The organism is Bradyrhizobium brasilense (assembly GCF_029714345.1).
Classification (GTDB): domain Bacteria; phylum Pseudomonadota; class Alphaproteobacteria; order Rhizobiales; family Xanthobacteraceae; genus Bradyrhizobium; species Bradyrhizobium australafricanum.
Genome location: NZ_CP121669.1, coordinates 6187498 through 6207535, shown reverse-complemented (window position 1 = coordinate 6207535; position 20038 = coordinate 6187498). Strand labels below are relative to the sequence as shown.

Below are 20038 nucleotides of genomic sequence, written 5' to 3'. Positions count from 1 at the left end.
ATGCCAGCGGCCGAGCACAAGCCATCACGATGCCTCAGAACATCGTGTTGTTGTTGGCGGGATTCTCCGGAACGGGCTGCGCCACGTCCCAGTGCTCGACGATCTTGCCGTCCTCGAGCTTGAAGATGTCGACAATCGCATTGCCGCGGGTGCCGGGCTCGCGCACGGCGTGGACGTGCAGGATCACGTAGTCGCCGTCGACGAATGAGCGCTTGATCTCGCTGTGCGAGTTCGGAAACTTCTCGCGCAGGAAGCCGATGAACTTGCGGAAGCCTTCCGGGCCGTCGGCCGCGCCGGGATTGTGCTGCACATAGCGGTTGCCGACATAGGCGAGCGCCGCGTCGGCGTCCTTCTGGTTCAGCCCCTTCTCGTAGAACGCCAGCACGGCCTTGCGGTTGGCTTCCTGCTGCGCTTCGCTGGCAGCCGCCATTGCCGATGAAGACGCGAGCGCGAGGAGGAGAGCGGCGACGGCTGTCCGTGGCCGGAGGAGGGTCTTCATCTGGTTGCTCCCGGTGGCTGAGCGGTGGATAGCGCTCTCTACAGCGTCCATGCCACGCCCGGAAGAACGCACTCCTGGCTCACATGGTTACCGGAAGATACCGGAGCCGCGTTCCGATTGAATCGGGACGGGGCTCTCGATTCTGGCTTTGGGGCGTTTTCTTCACGCGAACCGGGATCCACTTCGCTCGAAAACGCTCCGGCCTCACGCCGCCTTCGCCGCCGCGCCATGCGCGTGCTTGTCGATGGCGTTGATGATCTGCGGCCACATCGGAATCGGCAGGGCGTGGCCCATGCCCTCGATCATCACCAGCTTCGCGCCCGGGATCGAGACCGCGGTGTCCTTGCCGCCTTCGGGATGCACCAGCGGATCGATGGTGCCGTGGATCACCAGCGTCGGCGCCTTGACGCCGCGCAGGCGCTCCTTGCGGCTGCCCGAGGCGAGGATGGCGCGGAGCTGGCGGCCGACGCCTTCCGGATTGAGGCCGCGCTCATAGGTGCGCCGCGCGCGTTCGGGATCGAGCGCCTCATCTTCAGGGAACGAGCCGTTACGCAGGACTTTCCAGGTCTGCCCGAAGCGGACGAAATACTCTTCCTTGCTCTTCGGTGGCGGCGCCATCAGCACTGCGGTCGCCTCGCGGGTCGGGCCCGGGATCTTTGGATTGCCCGTGGTCGACATAATCGAAGTCAGCGAGCGCACGCGCTCGGGGAAGGTGATGGCAACCTCCTGCGCGATCATGCCGCCCATCGAGGCGCCGACCAGATGCGCGGTGCGGATGCCGAGCGCATCCATCAGCCCGATCGTGTCCCTCGCCATGTCGGCCAGCTTGTAGGGCGCTGCGACCGGGATCTTCAGGAAGCGGAGCTTGAGCAGTTCGAGCGCGGTCAGCCGCTTGCCGCCGCTCAGGCGGGAGGATTTGCCGATATCCCTGTTGTCGAATCGGATGACGCGAAAACCGCGCGCGGCGAGCTGGCGGCAGAACTCGTCGTCCCAGTGGATCATCTGGGCGCCGAGGCCCATGATCAGGAGCAGCGGCTCGGCATTCGCATCGCCAAAAATCTCGTAGCAGATGTCGATGCCATTGGCGCGGATGATCTGCGGCGGCTGATGGGCGAGCGTGGTCACGGGCGTCCCCTGCTGGTGTCGCGGTCAGGAACCTCTATGCCACGGATTGACGCAGCGCAGAAGAGCCTCGGCGTCGCTGGTCGCGCCGCGCTGTTGACCGATCAGCAGCAACAGTGTCGTATGGCAGAAACAAATGGAAGCGCGGCAAGCGCTCGAAATTGGTGTGGAGGAGCGCCGCATGGCCGACAAGGGCAACGACCCTGCCGTGATCTGGCAGACGATGATTGGCGAGATGGAGAAGGGGTTCAACTCTTTCGGCAACCAGCTCATGACCTCGCCGGAATTTTCCAAGGCGATGAACCAGGCCGGCGGCGTCGCGGCCGGCGCGCAGAAGCAGCTCGGCGAGCTGATGGAGAAATATCTGCTGGCGATGAACCTGCCGAGCCGCGCCCAGCTCGTCGGCATGGCGGAGCGCCTGCAATCGATGGAGAACCAGCTCAACGAGATCAAGACGCTGCTGCAGCAGGTGCACCACAATTCGCTGGCGCCGGACGACGGCCACGGCGCAACGCCGCGGCCACCGCGCACCAAGCAGCCGCCAGCGGAGGGAGGCAGCAAATGAATGCTCCCACCCCCTTTGATTTCGCCTCGATCTCCGAACGGGTACAGTCCGAGGTGCAGCGCGCGATCCAGCGCAGTATCAAGGGCGTCGAGTATTTCTCCAGCTCCGGGCCCTCGCTCGGTTCGACGCCGAAGGACGTGCTGTATTCGCGCGGCACCATGAACCTCTATCACTACCGGCCGCTGGCCAGCGAAGTCTATCGCGTGCCCGTCCTGATCGTGATGGCGACGACCAACCGCGGCTACATCCTCGACCTGGTGCCGGGGCAGAGCTTCATCGAGTTCCTGCTCAAGCGCGGCTTCGACGTCTACATGCTGGACTGGAGTGCGCCGAAGCCGGAGGAAAAATCGCTGCGCATGGAGGATTACGTCCTCGACTTCATTCCGGAATCGGTCCGCCGGGTGCAGCAGGATTCCGGCGAAAAGGACGTCTCGGTGATCGGCTATTGCTTCGGCGGCGTGCTGTCGCTGCTCTATGGCTCGATCTTCAGTGACGGGCCGATGAAGAACCTGATCTGCTTCACCACGCCGATCGATTTCCGCGAGATGAAGCTGTTCTCGAATTTCGCCGACCGCCGCTATTTCGACGTCGACCGGCTGATCGACAGCACCGGCAACATGCCGCCCGAACTGATCCTGCAATCGTTCGACATGTTGCGGCCGGCCGCGCGTGTCGTCGGCCAGATCCAGCTCTGGGACAACATCTGGAACGACGAGTTCGTCAAGTCGTACCGGATGTTCGATCGCTGGGCGACCGACACGCTGCCGCTCGCGGGCGAATATTTCCGCGCCATCACCAAGGACCTGATGTGGGACAACAAGCTCTACAACGACACCATGACGGTCGGCGGCCGCGAGGCGAAGCTTGCCGACATAAAGGTGCCGATCCTGCACGCGGTCGCCGAGCACGACCACATCGTGCCGTATGATGCGGCAAAGCACCTCATCACCAAGATCGGCTCCGAGGACAAGGAGGAGGTGATGCTGAAAGGCGGTCACGTCTCGCTGGTCGCCGGCGCCAACGCAATCAAGCGGCTATGGCCGAAACTGGACTCCTGGCTGAGCAAGAGATCGACCTAAGAAGGGTCGACTTGAGAGAGATCGACATGACCGAACAACGTTCCTATCCGCGCCGCGTCAAGACCGAAGCGGGCGACATCGAGTTTCGCCTGATGATTCGGGACCACGAGGCCGCGGTGCTGGCCTTCGCGCAGAAGCTGCCGACGCATGATCTCTTGTTCCTGCCGCGCAACATCAGCCAGCCGAAGGTGCTGTCGGCCTGGATCAACGAGATCGAGCGCGGCGACATCACGAGCCTGCTCGCGATCAAGGACGGCAAGGTGGTCGGTTGCGGCACCCTGGTGCGCGATCCGCACTCCTGGTCGCCGCATGTCGGCGAGATCCGGATGGTGGTGTCGCTCGACGTACGCGGGCAGGGCGTCGGCCGGGCATTGTCGCAGGAGACCTTCGCCATCGCGCTCGGTGCCGGGCTGGAGAAGTTCTCGGTGCAGATGACAGTCGACCAGCGGGCGGCGATTGCGCTGTTCGAGAGCCTCGGCTTCAAGGCGGAGGCCCTGCTGCGCGACCATGTCCGCGACGTCGAGGGCAAGACCCACGACATCGTCGTGCTGGGGCACAACGTGGCGCAGGTCCGGGCCCAAATGGAGGCGTACGGGGTGTCCGACGCGGTCAGTGGTAATTAGGAACCGTTTTCTGCTGGTTCTCTAGGCAATCTGCCGGACATTCGTGCTGTTCACAGGTTCGTGATATCGCGCCGCAACATCTATGTTGCGACGCACCATGAGGTGTGTCATAACACCGTTGCCCCGGGCCAAACCGGACGGGGTGAGCCCATAGCTCAAACCTGAGGATGGAGAGACCCCAATGACCACCGAAACCAATTCCGTGCTGAACAGCGTCAAGGAAGCCTTCGCGCCCGTCACCGAGGCGTTCACCAAGCTTCAGAACCTGGAAGTTCCGGAAGCCGCCCGTGAGTTCGTGAAGAAGCAGGCCGAGGCCGCCAAGACCCGCGCTGCCGATGCCTATGCCGGCTCGGAGAAGGTGACCAACGTGATCGAGTCCGCTGTTGCCGGTTCGGTGACCGAAGCCGCCAAGATCAGCCGCAACATCCAGCAGGCGATCTACCAGGACGCCGAGGCGTTCTTCGCCGGTATCGACAAGCTCGCGTCCGCCAAGTCGCTGAGCGAAGCCGCCCAGATCCAGTCGGAGCTGGCCCGTGCGCGTGGCGAACTGTTCGTCTCGCGGGCGAAGGCCACCACCGAGTATCTCGGCAAGCTCGTCACCGACGGTGCGAAGACCGCGCAGGACAACTTCGCCAAGGTCTACGGCAAGACCGCCTGATCGCGCTTGCACTGACCGACTGCCCTTTCGGAGGCCCGCCATTTGCGGGCCTTCTTTTTTGCTTCACGCGGTCGTCATCCTGAGGTGCGAGCCGTCTTCGGCGAGCCTCGAAGGATGGCCGCGAGCGACGGTGCTTGTGGCCATCCTTCGAGGCGCGCAAAGTGCGCGCACCTCAGGATGACGCCTGCGCCTGCGGCGCCTATGTAAACTACCGTTCATTCGAAACCCTATGACCCTTCCCGCCGCCCTCATCGCAACGCCAGTCGACGTCGAACGCGCGGCCGAGCTGCGGCGCGTCAAGTGGCTGGCGACCGGCGTGCTGGCGGCAACCTTCGTCATCTTCATCGCAGCGAAAGCACTGCTGCCGGTGCATCCGGTGTTCGGTTTCATCGCGGCATTTGCCGAGGCCGCAACCATCGGCGGGCTCGCCGACTGGTACGCCGTCGTCGCCTTGTTCAAGCGGCCGCTCGGCCTGCCGATCCCGCACACCGCGATCATCCAGAGCAATCAGGCGCGCATCGCCGAGAAGCTCGGCGAATTCATCGAGAACAATTTCCTGGAATCCGGGCCGGTCGAGGCCAAGCTGCGCGAGATCGATTTCGGTTCGTTCATCGCCGACTGGCTGCGCGACCGCAAACGTTCGGAGGATCTCGCCCGCTTCGTGCTGCGGATGCTGCCCGAGGCATTCGCGGCGACCGAGAGCTCGGGGTTGATGCAGTTCATCAGCCGCCGCGTCACGACGCAGGTGCTCTCGATCGATCTGGCGCCGCTTGCGGCCGGCGCGCTGCGCGGCTTCGTGCAGGAGGGCAAGCATGGCGGCCTGCTCGACGACATCCTGCGCGTGCTGCACCAGACGCTGACGCAGCAGGAGACCATGGCCGTGATCCGCGACAAGGTCCGCGCCGAGATGCCGACGCTGCTCAGGCTCTATCGTGCCGACAAGTTCGTGGTGAACCGGATCATCGCGTCCGCCACGAAGTTCTTCGAGGAAGTGCGCAACGATCCGCAGCATCCGTTCCGCGGCGAGTTCGACCGCATGCTGCTGTCCTTTGTCGACCGGCTCGGCAGCGACAAGGCGTTCGCCGATCGCATCGATGGTCTCAAGCGCGATTTGATGGCGCGGCCGGAGCTGGCCAATCTCGGGCGCACCATCTGGGCCAACGTCAAGGACTTCATCGAACGCAGCGCCTCGGGCGAGTCGCAGGTGCTGCAGCATCAGCTGGCGCGAATGCTGGTCGAGGCCGGCGACGCGCTCGACGGCGACGCCGACCTGCGCGGCGAGATCAATCAGGGCCTGGTGGCGATCCTGCGCACCGTCGTCGCCGAGCAGAAGAGCGGCGTCTCGGGCTTCATCGCCGACCAGATGAAGAGCTGGGACATGGAGCAGCTGATCTCCCTGATCGAGGTCAATGTCGGCAAGGATCTGCAATACATCCGCTTCAACGGCGCGCTGATCGGCGGGCTTGCCGGCCTTGCGCTTTACACCCTGGAATACACGCTGCGGCTGCTGTGACCGATTGGGCACGAATGTCACTTTAGTTGTGGCAAGTGTGACCTGGACCGCTTGCACGAAAGTGTCCGGTTCCCTAGCTTTTCAGGACAGATTGTTGCGTTGCGGAACGATTCCGCCGGGTTTGAGTCAATCCCGTTGACCCATTCTCGTTGGTCCCATTGCCGGCGGCCCTGCCGGAAGAGGAGCTGAAATGTCCGTTGCTGCGCAGACGCTACGCCCGCCGTCCAGGACGCTGATGTTTCTGGAAGGCCGCGCCATTCATGAGCTCGGCGCCTTTCTTGGTGCATTGCCGCTGCTCAGCCTCGCGCCGCGCGGCGATGGGCATCCGGTGCTGGTGCTGCCGGGGCTGATTGCTTCCGACATGTCGACCCGGCCGTTGCGCGACTTTCTCAGGAGCAAGGGCTATGCCGTCAGTGGCTGGCGTCAGGGCCGCAATCTCGGGCTTCGCGCCGGCGTGCAGGACGGGATGGTCGAGCTGCTGCAGGAGATGAATGAAACGACCGGCCGCAAGGTCTCGGTGGTCGGCTGGAGCCTCGGCGGCCTCTATGCGCGCCAGCTCGCCAAGATGATGCCGGAGCGCGTGCGCCAGGTGATCACGCTCGGCAGCCCGTTTGCCGCCGGCCCGAAGTCGACCAACGCCTGGCGCGTCTATGAGATGGCCAGCGGCCGGCGCGCCGATGAAGAGGATTCGCGTTTTGGCGGCTCGCTCGCCAGCGCTCCGCCGGTGCCGACCACCGCGATCTTCAGCCGCACCGACGGCGTCTGTGCCTGGCAGGGCTGCCGCGAGCAGTCCTCGTCGATGACCGACAGCATCGAGGTCGAGAGCAGCCATTGCGGCATGGGTCATCACCCGGCCGTGGTCTACGCGGTCGCCGATCGCCTCGCGCAGAAGGAAGGCGAGTGGGCGCCGTTCGATCGCAGCGGCTGGCGCAGCATCGTTTATCCCGATCCAAATCGCTGACTTGCTTGCCTCGCCCCGCTTGCGGGGAGAGGCCGGATCGCATGAAGCGCAGCGCAATGCGATCCGGGTGAGGGGGAGTCTCCACGGGCGCAACTCGCACCGTGATTGCGGAGAGCCCCCTCATCCCGACCTTCTCCCGCATGCGGGGAGAAGGAAAAGACCCCGCATTGTCGTGAATCGACAAAACGCGCTATGCGTTGGGCATGCCACAGCCGCTTGCCCGCATCGTCGATCAGCTGAAGCGCGAGCCGTCACGCACCGGCTCGATCATCATCACCGTGTTCGGAGATTCCATCGTGCCGCGCGGCGGTTCGGTGTGGCTCGGCACGCTGCTCGAATTCTTCAAGTCGCTCGACATCGACGGCAATGTGGTGCGCACCGCGATGTCGCGGCTCGCCGCCGACGGCTGGCTCGAGCGCAACAAGGTCGGCCGCAACAGTTTTTATCGCTTGAATGCCAAGGGCCGGCAGACCTTCGACACCGCAACCCGGCACATCTACGATCCGCCGCCGTCGGACTGGACCGGCCGCTTCGAGCTGCTGCTGATCGGCAATGCCGAGGACCGCGACGCCGCGCGCGAGGCGTTGAAGAATGCCGGCTTCGGCACCCCGCTGCCCGGCGTGTGGGTCGCGCCGTCGGGCGTGCCTATCCCCGATGAAGCGTCGCGCGCGATCCGGCTCGAAGTCTCCGCGGAAGACGACAGCGGACGCCGGCTGCTCAGCGAAAGCTGGCCGCTCGACCGCACCGCGGACGCCTATCTGAAGTTCATGAAGACGTTCGAGCCGCTGCACGGCTCAATCATCCGCGGCGAGGCGCTGAGCGACGCCGACGCCTTCACCGCGCGCATTCTCTTGATCCACCATTACCGCCGGGTCGTGCTGCGCGATCCGCTGCTGCCGTATCAGCTGCTGCCGAAGGACTGGCCGGGCAGGGCGGCGCGGAAACTCTGCGGCGAGATCTATCGCGGGCTGCTTCCGCCGTCGGAACAATGGCTTGACGACCACGCAACCAACGAGGACGGGCCGCTGCCGAAGCCCAACGGGGCGGTGGCGCGCCGTTTCGAGGGTGTCTGAACATATTACAAAAACTTCTTGCATTCGAAAATTTGTGTTATACATTGCTGCCTAACAACACATTGGGAGGTCGGCCATGTACACACAGGCGCTCAACTCATCCGACGGCGACGATCGCGGCGTCGAGGACGTGGCCCGTGCCAGTCAGTTCCAGGCCCGCATCGATGCCGACGAGCGCATCGAGCCGAACGACTGGATGCCCGCCGCCTACCGCAAGACGCTGACGCGGCAGATTTCCCAGCACGCCCATTCCGAAATCGTCGGCATGCTCCCCGAGGGCAACTGGATCACCCGCGCGCCGTCGCTGCGCCGCAAGGCTGCGCTGCTCGCCAAGGTGCAGGACGAATGCGGCCACGGCCTCTATCTCTACGCCGCCGCCGAGACGCTCGGCACCTCGCGCGAGGAGCTGGTCGATGCGATGCTCTCGGGCAAGGCGAAATATTCCTCGATCTTCAACTACCCGACGCTGACCTGGGCCGACATCGGCACCATCGGCTGGCTGGTCGACGGCGCGGCGATCATGAACCAGATCCCGCTGTGCCGCTGTTCCTACGGCCCCTATGCGCGGGCGATGATCCGCGTTTGCAAGGAGGAATCGTTCCACCAGCGCCAGGGCTTTGAGATCATGGTGACGCTGTGCCGCGGCACCGCGGAGCAGAAGGCGATGGCGCAGAACGCGCTCGATCGCTGGTGGTGGCCGGTGCTGATGATGTTCGGTCCGCCGGACCAGGTCAGCCAGCACAGCGACACCTCGACAAAGTGGAAGATCAAGCGCTTCTCCAACGACGAGCTGCGCCAGAAATTCATCGACGCCACCGTGCCGCAGGCCGAATTCCTCGGCCTGACGATCCCCGATCCCGGCATGAAGCAGAACGCAAACGGCAATTGGGAACACAGCCCGATCGACTGGGACGAATTCAAGCAGGTGCTATCAGGCAACGGCCCCTGCAACCGCGATCGCCTCGCCGCGCGCCGCAAGGCGCATGAGGAGGGCGCCTGGGTGCGCGAGGCCGCGATGGCCTATGCCGAGAAGCGCAAGCGCCGCCAGCTCGCGCAAGCCGCAGAATAAGGGAGCGCTAGAGATGGCCACGCCGAACGTTCCGCTCTGGGAAGTCTTCATCCGCAGCCGCAATGGCCTGGCGCACAAGCATGTCGGCTCGCTGCATGCGGCCGACGCGACGCTGGCGCTGCAGGCCGCGCGCGACATCTACACCCGCCGCGGCGAGGGGCTGTCGATCTGGGTGGTGCCCTCGAACGCAATCACCGCGTCCGATCCGTCCGAGAAGGGCATGATGTTCGAGCCGGCGGAATCCAAGATCTACCGCCACCCGACCTTTTACGACGTCCCCGACGAAGTCGGGCACATGTGAATTTCACCCGTCATGGTGAGGAGGCGCGCAGCGCCGTCTCGAACCATGACGCCCGATCGTAACCGCGGCCATCCTTCGAGACGCCTGCTGCGCAGGCTCCTCAGGATGACGTCGAGCAAGTGGATGCAGGTGGAATAGAGAACATGGCGACCGCCAACATCGAAGTCTCCGAAACGCCGCTGGTGCTCTACGCGCTGCGCCGCGCCGACGATGCGCTGATCCTCGGCCATCGGCTGTCCGAATGGTGCGGCCATGCGCCCGCGATGGAAGAGGACATGGCGCTCGCCAATATGGGGCTCGACCTGCTCGGCCAGGCCCGTGAGCTCTACAGCTACGCGGCCAAGGTCGAGGGCCGAGGCAACGACGAAGACAAGTTCGCCTATCTGCGCGACGTCAGGCAGTATCGCAATCTGCTGCTGGTCGAGCAGCCGAACGGCGACTTTGCCCGCACCATGGTGCGGCAGTTCTTCTATGCGGCATTCGCCGATCTCTACTGGCGCGCCATGATCGCCTCGTCCGATCCGACCTTTGCCGCGATCGCGGCGAAGTCGGAGAAGGAAAGCGCCTATCATGTCAGGCATTCGTCGGAATGGATCGTCCGCCTCGGCGACGGCACCGAGGAGAGCCATCGCCGCGCCCAGGATGCGATCGACGACCTCTGGGCCTATACCGGCGAGATGTTCGCGGTCGATGACGGCGAGCGCGGCCTGATCGACGCCGGCATCGCGATCGATCCCGCGGCGCTGCAGCCGCGCTGGCGGAAGACGGTCACCGGCATCGTCAACGAGGCGACGCTGGCTCTGCCGATGGGCGATTGGATGCAGCAGGGCGGCCGCAGTGGCAGCCACAGCGAACATCTCGGCCATCTCCTCAGCGAGCTGCAATCGATGCAGCGGACCTTTCCGGGGGCAACATGGTGACCGTTGCGCTCAGCGATGCCGATCTGCGCCGGCGCGCCTGGAGCGCGGCCGCGCAGGTGGTCGATCCCGAAATCCCGGTGCTGACCATCGCCGATCTCGGCGTACTGCGCGACGTCGCGGTCCACGACGGTCATGTCGAGGTCGCAATCACGCCGACCTATTCCGGCTGTCCCGCCATGAACATGATCGCACTCGAGATCGAGCTCGCGCTGGCGCGTGAAGGCATTCATAAACCGAAGGTCCGCACCGTGCTGTCGCCGGCCTGGACCACCGACTGGATGAGCGAGGACGGCCGCCGCAAGCTCAGGGAGTACGGCATCGCGCCGCCGCTGCCGGGCTCCTCGCGCCGCGCGCTGTTCGGCGAGCAGCATGTGATGTGCCCGCAATGCAGCTCCGTCGATACCGAGCTGCTCTCCGAATTCGGCTCGACCTCCTGCAAGGCGCTGTGGCGTTGCAGGAGCTGCCGAGAACCCTTCGATTACTTCAAGTGTCATTGACTATGTCGACACCACGATTCCACCGCCTGTCCGTCAGCGACCTGCGCCGCGAGGCGTCGGACGCGATCTCGATGACTTTTACGATCCCCGACGATCTGCAAGGCGACTACCGCTTCACGCCCGGCCAGTATCTGACGCTGCGCACCACGATGGACGGCGAGGAAGTTCGCCGTTCCTATTCGATCTGCTCCGGTCCTGACGACGGCGAATTGCGCATCGCGGTGAAGAAGGTCGACGGCGGCGCATTCTCGAACTGGGCCGCCGACGAGCTGAAGGCCGGTGACGAGCTCGACGTGATGACGCCGACCGGCCGCTTCGGCGTCGCCCACGCGCCAGGTGAGGCGCGGACCTATGTCGGCTTCGCCGCCGGCAGCGGCATCACGCCGATCCTCTCGATCATCAAGGGCGTGCTGGCGCGCGAGCCGGACAGTCGCTTCTTCCTGTTCTACGGCAACCGCTCGACCGAAGGCGTCATGTTCCGCGAGGCGCTGGAGGAGCTGAAGGACCGCTTCATGCAGCGGCTCTCGGTATTCCACGTCATCTCGGGCGAGGAGCAGGACATTCCGATCCTGCACGGCCGGCTCGACGGCGAGAAGGTGCGGGTGCTGCTGCGCTCGCTGGTGCCGGCTGCGACCGTCGATCACGTCTTCGTCTGCGGTCCGGCCGCGATGAGCGAGACCATCGAAGCGACCTGCCGCGAGATCGGCATCGCCGACGAGCGTATCCATGTCGAACGTTTCGTGTCGGAATTCGGCGGCAAGCCGCGGGCGAAGGTCGTCGTTCCGGCCGGCGCGCCGCCGAAGGCGATTGCCGGGCTGATCATCGACGGCAAGCGCCGCGAGGTCCCGGTGGCCGACGGCGAATCGATCCTCGACGCCGCGCTGCGCGCCGGCATGGACCTGCCGTTCGCCTGCAAGGGCGGCATGTGCTCGACCTGCCGCGCCAAGCTGGTCGAAGGCGAGGCGCCGATGGATCTGAATTATTCGCTGGAGCCTTGGGAGCTGAAGGCGGGGTTCATCCTCACCTGTCAGGCCAAGCCGTGCTCTGAGAAGGTCGTGGTCGACTACGACCACGTCTAATTGTTGATTGTTATTCCGGGTTCGCTGCTGCGCATCGCCCCGGAATGACGGAAGTAGCGTTGACGCCTCGTGCGTCGCGCCCAACACTGATTTGACGCCAAGAGGCCCTCCGCAACGGGCCCGTGCACAGGGAGTTCGATGTGAACGTGAAGGCCACGCTATCGCCCGAGGATGTCGCCCGCGCCTGCGCGGATGCGATGTGGAAGGAAGACGACGCCAGCAAGGGCCTCGGCATGGAGCTCGTCGAGATCAGGCCGGGACAGGCGGTGATGGCGATGACGGTGCAAGCGCACATGGTCAACGGCCAGCGCATCTGCCATGGCGGCTACATCTTCACGCTGGCCGATTCAGCCTTCGCCTTTGCCTGCAACAGCCGCAACGATCGCGCGGTGGCGGCGCAGGGCAACGTCACGTTCATCCGGCCCGGCAAGCTCGGCGATCGTCTGGTGGCGACCGCGCGCGAGATCTCGCGCAGTGGCCGCTCGGGAATCTACGACGTGAGCGTGACCTCCGGCGACAGCGTGATCGCCGAATTCCGCGGACATTCGCGCGTGATACCGGGCACCTGGCTGCCCGACACGGACATCAAGGCATAAGGCTTCAGGGGAAACGTCGATGGCAACGGCAAAGCTCAAGGTCAAGGACAGCGGTTATCACGCCGAGCTCGATGCGGCCGAGCGCGCCTCGCGCGACGAGATCATGGCGCTGCAGACCAGGCGGCTGGCCTGGTCGCTCAAGCATGCCTATGACAATGTCGCGCATTACAAAATGAGCTTCGACGCCGCCGGCGTGCACCCGTCCGATTTCAGGCAGCTTCCCGATCTTGCCAAATTCCCGTTCACGGTGAAGACGGATCTGCGCGACAATTATCCCTTCAACATGTTCGCGGTGCCGCGCGAACAGCTGGTGCGGGTCCATGCCTCCTCCGGCACGACCGGCAAGCCGATCGTGGTCGGCTACACCAAAGCCGACATCGACACCTGGGCGGACGTGATGGCGCGATCGATCCGCGCCGCCGGCGGCCGCACCGGCATGCTGATGCACAACGCCTATGGCTACGGCCTGTTCACCGGGGGCCTCGGCGCGCATTACGGCGCCGAGCGGCTCGGCTGCACGGTGATCCCGATCTCCGGCGGCATGACCGAGCGGCAGGTGCAGCTCATCAACGACTTCCGGCCCGACATCATCACGGTGACGCCGAGCTACATGCTGGCGATCCTCGACGAGTTCAAGCGGCAGGGCCTTGATCCGCGCAAATCGTCGCTGAAGTTCGGCATCTTCGGCGCCGAGCCCTGGACCAACGCGATGCGCGTCGAGATCGAGCAGGCCTTCGACATGGACGCCACCGACATCTATGGCTTGTCGGAGGTGATCGGTCCCGGCGTCGCGCAGGAATGCGTGGAGACCAAGGACGGCCTGCACATCTGGGAGGACCACTTCTATCCGGAGGTGATCGATCCCCTGACCGGCAAGGTGCTGCCCGACGGCGAGAAGGGCGAACTGGTGTTCACCTCGCTGACCAAGGAGGCCTTCCCGATCATCCGCTACCGCACCCGCGATCTGACGCGGCTGTTGCCCGGCACGGCGCGGCCCGGCATGCGGCGGATGGAGAAGGTGACCGGCCGCTCCGACGACATGATCATCCTGCGCGGTGTCAATGTGTTCCCGACCCAGATCGAGGAAGCGCTGCTGGCGACCGACTGGTGTGGCGGTCACTTTGTCATCGAGCTGACCCGCGAAGGCCGCATGGACGAGATGACGGTGCTCGCCGAAGCCCGGCCCGAGAGCTGGGATGGCGAGGGGCTGGTTGTTCACGCCGAGAAGGTCTCCGCCTTCATCAAGAACACGATCGGCATCTCGACCCGCGTCCGCGTCGTTGCGCCCGAGACGCTGGAGCGTTCGCTCGGCAAGGCGAAACGTGTTTACGACAAGCGGCCGAAAGAATAGCCTAATCCCTGCAATCCAACAGGGCGCACAGGGCGCAGGGTATGGCCGACACCAATGAAACGACCGCTGCGGAGATCTTGGCCGATATCCGCGACGGCAAGGTAACGGCCGTCAGCGTCGTCGAGGCGGCGGTCGATCGTGCGGAGCGGCTCAAGCACCTCAACGCCTTTATCGTGCTGAACCGCGACGGTGCGCTGGCCGCGGCGCGCGAGGTCGATGCCGGCACGCGGACCGGCGTGCTGGCCGGGCTTCCGATCGTCGTGAAGGACAATATCAACACATCGGATCTGCCGACATCGGGCGGCACGCCGGCGCTGCAACATGCGCGGCCTGCGCGCAATGCGCCGTCGCTGCAAAAGCTGCTCGACGCGGGTGCCGTCGTCATCGGCAAGACCAATCTGCACGAGCTTGCCTTCGGCATCACCAGTACCAATCTCGCACCGTTCGCGGGACCGGTGCGGAATCCGTACGACACGAGCCGGATCCCGGGCGGGTCGTCCGGCGGAACGTCGGCGGCGATCGCCGCGCGCATCGCCACCTGTGGCCTCGGATCGGACACCGGCGGCTCGACCCGCGTGCCCGCCGCGTTGACCGGGACCGTGGGCCTTCGGCCTTCGGTCGGCAATGGCGGTGCCGAGCGGCGTTATCACGACGACAACCAGGTGGTTCCGATCAGCCGTACCCGCGACACCGTCGGCCCGATGGGACGCACGGTCGCCGATGTCGCGCTGCTCGATGCCGTGATATCAGGCACGCCGCTGGCAACGAGCATCCCGCTACGCAGCGTGCGTCTCGGCATTCCCGCCTGCTTCTGGAGCGGCCTCGATCGCGATGTCGAAGCCGTCGCCCGCGCAGCCTGTGCCCGGCTCTCGGCGGCCGGCGCGGTGTTGGTCGATGTCGATATGCCCGATCTGTTTGAGCAGAACGGCAAGGTGTCCTTCGTGGTCGCGTTGCACGAACCGATCGCCGATATCCCGGCCTGGCTCGCCGCCTCCGGGATTGAAGGGATCACGCTGTCCGACATCGCGGCCGGCGTCGCCAGTCCCGACGTCGTCGGCGCTTTCGGTGCCATCACGGCGGATGCGTTCGGCGCCGCCTATGATGATGCAATCAACGTGCAGCGGCCGGCGCTGCAGGCGATCTATGCCACCTACATCAGGAACAACAGGCTGGACGCCATCCTGTTTCCGACCACGGTCGCGCCTGCACCGGTCATCGACGAGAAGAATGGATCCGGCGAGATGTCGGTCAATGGCGGCGCGCAGGTGCCGACCTTCGGCACCATGATCCGCAACACCGATCCCGGCAGCAATGCCGGCCTTCCCGGGCTGTCGCTCTACGCCGGCATGACGTCCGATGGCCTGCCGCTTGGGCTCGAGCTCGACGGTCCGGTCGGAAGCGATGCAAGGCTGCTCGGGCTCGGCCTGTCGATCGAGGCGATCCTGGGCACGGCCCCGCCGCCGAAGCTCTGACACGGCCTGTCGCAACAAGCCCCTTGAATTGATCGGTCAGTCGATTAGTCATGGCCCGAGGCCGCCTGGCCGCCACGATCCGCGTGCCTTGCGGCGCGCTCTATGACCGAGACTGGAACGCTGATGCCGCCGGCCCCGCAAGCAAATCGTCATCCTGTCGACGCGCGCTGCGTCCGCCTGCTGACGAAGGCGGAGAACGCGGCGGCGGTGGCGCCAGCGGTCGAGACCCTTGCGTTGTCGCGCGGGGCGGACGATCTGCTCGTCGAGGTGAAGGCCGCCGCGGTCAATCCGTCCGACGTCAAGGCCGCGACCGGGCTGATGCCCTATGCCATATTCCCGCGTACCTCGGGCCGCGACTACGCCGGTGTCGTAATCGATGGTCCCGCTGAATTCATCGGGCGCGACGTGTTCGGCTCGTCCGGCGACCTCGGCATCCGCCGCGACGGCACCCATGCCACGCATCTGGTGGTCGAGCGCGATGCCGTGGTGGAAAAACCCGCGGGCATCTCCTGGGACGAAGCCGCCGGGATCGGCGTGCCCTTCGTCACCGCGATGGAGGGCCTGCGCCGCGCCGGCCTGCCGAAGGCGGGCGAGACCGTGCTGGTGATGGGCGTCAACGGCAAGGTCGGTCAGGCCGCGGTGCAGATCGCGAGCTGGCACGGTGCGCGCGTGATCGGCGTGGTGCGCAAGAGCGAGCCCTATGAGGGCCACAGCAATTCGCCGGTCGAGGTGATCGACGCCTCGGCCACCGACGTCGCAACCCGCGTGCGCGAGCTGACCGGCGGCAAGGGCGCCGACATCGTCTACAACACGGTCGGCGATCCCTATTTCCAGGCCGCGCACAAGTCGCTGGCGCTGCGCGGCCGCCAGATCCTGATCGCGGCGGTCGACCGCATCGTGCAGTTCAACATCCTCGAATTCTACCGCGGCCAGCACACCTATGTCGGCATCGACACGCTTGCGCTGTCGTCGGTTGCGACCGGCGAGGTGTTGCGCGAGCTTGCGCCGGGCTTTGCCGGCGGACATCTGAAGCCATTCCCGATCAAGCCGAGCGCGATCTATCCGCTGGAACAGGCCAAGGCGGCGTTTGTTGCCGTGGCAGGATCGTCGCGCGACCGCGTGATTTTGCGACCGTGATGACACAGTCATTGCGAGCGAAGCGAAGCAATCCATCCTTCCGCGCGCGCGGTCGCAATGGATTGCTTCGTCACGGAGCCTGTCATCGGGCCGCGCTTCGCGCGGACCCGTTGGCTCCTCGCAATGACGAAAACTCTTGAGGACCTCGCATGGACCCCGCCACGATCGTCATCATCGCCGCCCTGATCATCGGCCTGATCTATGGCTCGGTCGGGCTGCTCAGCGGCTTCTGCATGATGAGCGGCCTGCGCGGCTGGTGGGCGGAGGGCGACGGCCGCCTGGCGCGCACCTATGCGCTGGCGATGGGCGTCGCGATCGCGGCCTCGCAGCTGTTGGCGGCGGCAGGCCTCGTCGATCTCGGCAAGTCGATCTATCTGCAACCGTCCTTCTCGGCGCCGGTGATGTTCCTCGGCGGGCTGATGTTCGGTTACGGCATGGTGCTGTCGAACGGCTGCGGCTCGCGGGCGCTGGTGCTGCTCGGGCGCGGCAATCTGCGCTCCTTCGTGGTCGTGATCGTGCTCGGCATTGTCGCCGAGATGACACTGAAGGGCCTGATCGCGCCGGCGCGGATCGCGATGGTGCAGGCGTCACAGGCCACAGTGTCAGCCAATTCGGTGCCGGCGCTATTGGCGGACATCGGCCTCGGCGCGGTGCCGGCGCGGATGGTGGCGGCCTCGGTTCTCGCAGCCGTCTTGATTATTTTCGCCTTTGCCCATGCGCCATTCCGCAAGTCGCCGGGCCAGATCGCGGCCGGCCTGATCGTCGGCCTGCTGGTGGCGGGAGGCTGGTACGCGACCGGCTATCTCGGCGCCGATGATTTCAATCCGGTGCCGGTGACGTCGCTGACCTTCATCGCGCCGATCGCCGACGCCCTGCAATACGTCATGCTGTCGACCGGCTCGACGCTGAATTTCGGCATCGTCACCGTGTTCGGCGTGTTCGCCGGCAGCCTGATCACGGCCATCGCCACCGGGCGCTTCCAGCTCGAAGGCTACCGGTCGCCGCAGCACATGCTGCGCTCGGCGAGCGGCGCCGCGCTGATGGGTGCGGGCGGCGTGATGGCGTTCGGCTGCTCGGTCGGGCAGGGGCTCACTGGCTTGTCGACGCTGTCGCTGTCGTCCTTCATCGCAATCGCCGGCATCATGCTCGGGACCGGGGCGGGGCTGCGCGGGAGCTTGCGGGTCAGGCCGCTCGCGGCCGCCTAGGGCGTGTACTCATAACCGTCGGCTTCCAGTCATGAAGCGGAAGTTGCCCAGTTCGGTAGTTGTCGGCGGCTTATGACCCGAACCTGACCCATTGGTGGATTCTGGCAAACCACCTGCGCTCGTGGTCGGCACTGTCACCATGTTCAGCCACGAGACGGCGCCAATTACGGCTGCGGTCCCGACAGATTCATCTCACGCTCCGCCCGAAACACGTTACCATAGAGAGTTGCTATCCATCGACGGCCGCGAGAAGTGACATTGAGATAGCGTATCGCCGTTTGAATTTGGGGAGCAACGGTCTTCCAGTAAAATTGGGGATACTTATAAACGATGTCTGCCGGCGTCGCGTAGCCCAGCGTTTTGTTGAGCCCGACCTCTTCAAATTCGTAGAACAGCGCGTTCGACTTCCTCAGATAGTGGGGATCGCCGAGCTGCCCGATAAGATCGGCGGCCCGCAGCAGCAACCCCTCTTCTTCTATCAGACTGTCGTTCGAGGATAGCGTATAAGGAAAGCGTGTATATTCGATTGCCCGGGCCACGCGGTTCGCATCCAGCTCTTCCGAGTCCAGGCGCTCGAGGACGAACAATTTCGAGCGGTCCACATGATACGGAGCAAGCGCGGCATCGGACGATCCTCGAGGCAGACGAATGGTGCCGCCATTTACATCCGCGATAAAGGACTCGTCTTCATCTCCTTGAACAATGCCGCGAACGTACCCGATGTCATGGGTGAGGCACGCCAGAATGAAATTCGCATAATCGTTTGCCGTCGTCGGCCGCAACAGCGCACGTCCGGTTAAGATGTCGTGTCCGGCAAGGGTAACGAGCAATGTATGCTCAACGTTGTGGTACAGGGCGTCGCTGTTACCGATGCACTCCAACGTGAGCTTCGCCGCAAACGGAAGCAGCTCAGTCAAACCGGCATGTGAAGCGCCAAACCGGTCCTTCGTTTCCGCCGTTAGAAACGACCCCAAGGCTTGCGATACCAGTTCCGGAACTGTGATCATTTCAATATCCCTTCAGCTTGCGCAGCAATGATACGTCGAGCACTCGATGTCGGGCAGGGTTGGGGGTATCTAACGATCTCAGCGCAGCAACTCTATAGTAGCCGGCCCCCGCCCGTTGATCTGGATCAATGTAGGCGCCCGGGTCACTGCCCTTTTCGGAAGTGCCGCGCAGGCTATCGAAAGTCAGGTGTCGGAAGTGAAGCGGACGTTACGGTTGCGCGTTCCGACTTCCGAGTTGACCCTCAGCAGACATTCCCACGCCAAAGCGTCCTTGTTATTCAATCGTCGCGCCTCATCGCGCAGTGGCGCGAGCGGATCGCACTCGAGAATGACGTCGTAGTCTAGCGTCGGCCGCCCATCAGGCGCAGCATCATCATGAACAGGTTGATGAAGTTGAGGTAGAGCGACAGCGCACCCAACACTGCCTTGCGGCCGGCCGAAGTGGTGTCATCGCCGCCGTCGTACATCCCCTTGATCCGCTGGGTATCGTAGGCCGTGAGCCCCGCAAAGACGCCGACGCCGATAATGGAAATCATCCAATCGAGCCCGCTCGATCTCAGAAACAGATTGACAAGGCTAGCGATAATGATGCCGATCAAGCCCATAAGCAGGAACGTTCCAAATCCAGACAAGCTTCGCTGGGTACTGTAGCCCCAGATACTGAGCGCGCCGAAGGCCGCCGCTGAGATGAAGAACACTCTGGTGATCGAGGACTGTGTGTAAATGTGGAAGATGGTCGACAATGAAATCCCGACCAGGGCCGCATAGAGGAAAAACAATCCTCGCGCAGCTTCCACCGACAGCGTGTTGATTCGTGCACTGATAAAGAACACTAGTCCCAGTGGCGCCAGCATTAGCACCCACATCAGCGGACTTTGAAGCAATTCAGGGCCGGTGAACTGATAGGTCAAAAACGCTGCAGCGCCGGTCAAGCCAACGCCGGCGGCCATGTAATTATATACGCGCAGCATAAAAGCGCGAAGGCCGATGTCTATCGCTATGGCGCCGTTTGCGGGGAAGCCCGGCGCAGCTGCATTTCGATCATAGTTCGACATGAGTTGTGTCCTTCTTGAAAGGCTCCTGTGGGAGGTAGCCGACTGTACTCGTGATGTGCGGCTTCATTACCGGGGAGACGGTGCGCTCATGATCGCTCCCACGTTTCGGTAACGCCCGGCGAGGTCGCCTCCGCCTTGGTACCGAAGATTGCGCTCATGAACTAAAACAAAAATGCTCATCCCTGAGTCCAACATCCTTCGGTACGTGTTGGGCGGCACTTCCTAGCCGACAGCGTAGTGGCCGGCCGGTGGCAGC

The 20038-nt window shown here is 64.3% G+C and carries 21 protein-coding genes; 17 read left to right on the top strand and 4 right to left on the bottom strand.

All coding sequences use genetic code 11. The features are described 5' to 3' along the window. Positions 1–34 precede the first annotated feature (34 nt). Together QA635_RS29100 and QA635_RS29095 are read right to left on the bottom strand one after the other, a co-directional pair. Positions 35–430 (bottom strand): nuclear transport factor 2 family protein, encoded by a 396-nt coding sequence (locus tag QA635_RS29100; protein ID WP_425249208.1) that lies wholly within the window; start codon positions 428–430, stop codon positions 35–37. A 273-nt stretch (positions 431–703) separates the two neighbouring features. Beyond that, a complete protein-coding gene (locus QA635_RS29095) occupies positions 704–1624 on the bottom strand; it encodes an alpha/beta fold hydrolase (protein ID WP_283062953.1) in 921 nt (306 codons plus the stop codon). Positions 1625–1802: 178 nt separating this feature from the next. On the opposite strand from QA635_RS29095, the gene QA635_RS29090 reads away from it, so the two are divergent. The 17 genes from QA635_RS29090 to QA635_RS29010 all read left to right on the top strand — a co-directional run bounded on the left by QA635_RS29090 (position 1803) and on the right by QA635_RS29010 (position 17720). Continuing rightward, the gene (locus QA635_RS29090; RefSeq protein ID WP_028338794.1) at positions 1803–2186 is read left to right on the top strand and encodes a hypothetical protein; all 384 of its coding nucleotides are present in this window, start codon (positions 1803–1805) and stop codon (positions 2184–2186) included. Further along, entirely contained in the window at positions 2183–3265 is a 1083-nt protein-coding gene (locus QA635_RS29085; RefSeq protein WP_283062951.1) for a PHA/PHB synthase family protein, read from the top strand. The genes QA635_RS29090 and QA635_RS29085 overlap by 4 nt, the downstream gene beginning before the upstream one ends. Positions 3266–3291: 26 nt before the next feature. Continuing rightward, complete coding sequence (locus tag QA635_RS29080) at positions 3292–3888, top strand: GNAT family N-acetyltransferase (protein ID WP_038383826.1); 597 nt, start codon at positions 3292–3294, stop codon at positions 3886–3888. Between the two features lie 181 nt (positions 3889–4069). Next, complete coding sequence (locus QA635_RS29075; protein WP_028331816.1) at positions 4070–4546, top strand: phasin; 477 nt, start codon at positions 4070–4072, stop codon at positions 4544–4546. Between the two features lie 229 nt (positions 4547–4775). Beyond that, complete coding sequence (locus QA635_RS29070; RefSeq protein WP_253609654.1) at positions 4776–6059, top strand: DUF445 domain-containing protein; 1284 nt, start codon at positions 4776–4778, stop codon at positions 6057–6059. A 190-nt stretch (positions 6060–6249) separates the two neighbouring features. Then, entirely contained in the window at positions 6250–7020 is a 771-nt protein-coding gene (locus tag QA635_RS29065) for an esterase/lipase family protein (RefSeq protein WP_018270502.1), read from the top strand. Between the two features lie 203 nt (positions 7021–7223). Continuing rightward, positions 7224–8093 carry a phenylacetic acid degradation operon negative regulatory protein PaaX gene (paaX, locus tag QA635_RS29060; RefSeq protein ID WP_283062947.1) on the top strand — a complete coding sequence of 290 codons (870 nt, stop codon included), beginning with the start codon at positions 7224–7226 and terminating at the stop codon, positions 8091–8093. A 76-nt stretch (positions 8094–8169) separates the two neighbouring features. Beyond that, on the top strand, positions 8170–9162 hold the full coding sequence (gene paaA, locus QA635_RS29055) for a 1,2-phenylacetyl-CoA epoxidase subunit PaaA (protein WP_225160738.1): 993 nt from the start codon (positions 8170–8172) through the stop codon (positions 9160–9162). 13 nt (positions 9163–9175) lie between these two features. Then, positions 9176–9463: a 1,2-phenylacetyl-CoA epoxidase subunit PaaB gene (gene paaB / locus QA635_RS29050; RefSeq protein ID WP_016842890.1), complete on the top strand. Its 288-nt coding sequence runs from the start codon at positions 9176–9178 to the stop codon at positions 9461–9463. A gap of 143 nt (positions 9464–9606) precedes the next feature. Further along, on the top strand, positions 9607–10383 hold the full coding sequence (gene paaC / locus QA635_RS29045) for a 1,2-phenylacetyl-CoA epoxidase subunit PaaC (protein ID WP_283062946.1): 777 nt from the start codon (positions 9607–9609) through the stop codon (positions 10381–10383). Then, a complete protein-coding gene (gene paaD, locus QA635_RS29040) occupies positions 10377–10880 on the top strand; it encodes a 1,2-phenylacetyl-CoA epoxidase subunit PaaD (protein WP_283062945.1) in 504 nt (167 codons plus the stop codon). Before paaC ends, paaD begins: the two co-directional genes overlap by 7 nt. A gap of 2 nt (positions 10881–10882) precedes the next feature. Continuing rightward, positions 10883–11959 (top strand): 1,2-phenylacetyl-CoA epoxidase subunit PaaE, encoded by a 1077-nt coding sequence (gene paaE, locus QA635_RS29035; protein WP_283062944.1) that lies wholly within the window; start codon positions 10883–10885, stop codon positions 11957–11959. 140 nt (positions 11960–12099) lie between these two features. Beyond that, entirely contained in the window at positions 12100–12555 is a 456-nt protein-coding gene (gene paaI, locus QA635_RS29030) for a hydroxyphenylacetyl-CoA thioesterase PaaI (RefSeq protein ID WP_283062943.1), read from the top strand. A 19-nt stretch (positions 12556–12574) separates the two neighbouring features. Beyond that, complete coding sequence (gene paaK, locus QA635_RS29025; RefSeq protein ID WP_283062942.1) at positions 12575–13906, top strand: phenylacetate--CoA ligase PaaK; 1332 nt, start codon at positions 12575–12577, stop codon at positions 13904–13906. Positions 13907–13947: 41 nt separating this feature from the next. Further along, positions 13948–15378, top strand: a complete 1431-nt coding sequence (gene iaaH, locus QA635_RS29020; RefSeq protein ID WP_283062941.1) for an indoleacetamide hydrolase — start codon at positions 13948–13950, stop codon at positions 15376–15378. A 102-nt stretch (positions 15379–15480) separates the two neighbouring features. After that, positions 15481–16515 (top strand): quinone oxidoreductase family protein, encoded by a 1035-nt coding sequence (locus tag QA635_RS29015; RefSeq protein ID WP_425249059.1) that lies wholly within the window; start codon positions 15481–15483, stop codon positions 16513–16515. 149 nt (positions 16516–16664) lie between these two features. After that, complete coding sequence (locus QA635_RS29010) at positions 16665–17720, top strand: YeeE/YedE family protein (protein WP_283062939.1); 1056 nt, start codon at positions 16665–16667, stop codon at positions 17718–17720. Positions 17721–17884: 164 nt separating this feature from the next. Here QA635_RS29010 and QA635_RS29005 read toward each other — a convergent pair whose 3' ends face one another. Together QA635_RS29005 and QA635_RS29000 are read right to left on the bottom strand one after the other, a co-directional pair. Beyond that, complete coding sequence (locus QA635_RS29005) at positions 17885–18727, bottom strand: metal-dependent phosphohydrolase (protein ID WP_225160730.1); 843 nt, start codon at positions 18725–18727, stop codon at positions 17885–17887. A 341-nt stretch (positions 18728–19068) separates the two neighbouring features. Continuing rightward, positions 19069–19782 (bottom strand): Bax inhibitor-1/YccA family protein, encoded by a 714-nt coding sequence (locus QA635_RS29000; RefSeq protein ID WP_283062936.1) that lies wholly within the window; start codon positions 19780–19782, stop codon positions 19069–19071. Between the last annotated feature and the right edge of the window lie 256 nt (positions 19783–20038).

Excerpts from the sequence above, each read along its gene's own strand:
- QA635_RS29100 (WP_425249208.1), bottom strand. The coding sequence starts at position 430 with ATGGCGGCTGCCAGCGAAGCGCAGCAGGAAGCCAACCGCAAGGCCGTG.
- QA635_RS29090 (WP_028338794.1), top strand. The coding sequence starts at position 1,803 with ATGGCCGACAAGGGCAACGACCCTGCCGTGATCTGGCAGACGATGATT.
- QA635_RS29085 (WP_283062951.1), top strand. The coding sequence starts at position 2,183 with ATGAATGCTCCCACCCCCTTTGATTTCGCCTCGATCTCCGAACGGGTA.
- QA635_RS29080 (WP_038383826.1), top strand. The coding sequence starts at position 3,292 with ATGACCGAACAACGTTCCTATCCGCGCCGCGTCAAGACCGAAGCGGGC.
- QA635_RS29075 (WP_028331816.1), top strand. The coding sequence starts at position 4,070 with ATGACCACCGAAACCAATTCCGTGCTGAACAGCGTCAAGGAAGCCTTC.
- QA635_RS29070 (WP_253609654.1), top strand. The coding sequence starts at position 4,776 with ATGACCCTTCCCGCCGCCCTCATCGCAACGCCAGTCGACGTCGAACGC.
- QA635_RS29065 (WP_018270502.1), top strand. The coding sequence starts at position 6,250 with ATGTCCGTTGCTGCGCAGACGCTACGCCCGCCGTCCAGGACGCTGATG.
- paaX (WP_283062947.1), top strand. The coding sequence starts at position 7,224 with ATGCCACAGCCGCTTGCCCGCATCGTCGATCAGCTGAAGCGCGAGCCG.
- paaA (WP_225160738.1), top strand. The coding sequence starts at position 8,170 with ATGTACACACAGGCGCTCAACTCATCCGACGGCGACGATCGCGGCGTC.
- paaB (WP_016842890.1), top strand. The coding sequence starts at position 9,176 with ATGGCCACGCCGAACGTTCCGCTCTGGGAAGTCTTCATCCGCAGCCGC.
- paaC (WP_283062946.1), top strand. The coding sequence starts at position 9,607 with ATGGCGACCGCCAACATCGAAGTCTCCGAAACGCCGCTGGTGCTCTAC.
- paaD (WP_283062945.1), top strand. The coding sequence starts at position 10,377 with ATGGTGACCGTTGCGCTCAGCGATGCCGATCTGCGCCGGCGCGCCTGG.
- paaE (WP_283062944.1), top strand. The coding sequence starts at position 10,883 with ATGTCGACACCACGATTCCACCGCCTGTCCGTCAGCGACCTGCGCCGC.
- paaK (WP_283062942.1), top strand. The coding sequence starts at position 12,575 with ATGGCAACGGCAAAGCTCAAGGTCAAGGACAGCGGTTATCACGCCGAG.
- iaaH (WP_283062941.1), top strand. The coding sequence starts at position 13,948 with ATGGCCGACACCAATGAAACGACCGCTGCGGAGATCTTGGCCGATATC.
- QA635_RS29015 (WP_425249059.1), top strand. The coding sequence starts at position 15,481 with ATGACCGAGACTGGAACGCTGATGCCGCCGGCCCCGCAAGCAAATCGT.
- QA635_RS29010 (WP_283062939.1), top strand. The coding sequence starts at position 16,665 with ATGGACCCCGCCACGATCGTCATCATCGCCGCCCTGATCATCGGCCTG.
- QA635_RS29005 (WP_225160730.1), bottom strand. The coding sequence starts at position 18,727 with ATGATCACAGTTCCGGAACTGGTATCGCAAGCCTTGGGGTCGTTTCTA.
- QA635_RS29000 (WP_283062936.1), bottom strand. The coding sequence starts at position 19,782 with ATGTCGAACTATGATCGAAATGCAGCTGCGCCGGGCTTCCCCGCAAAC.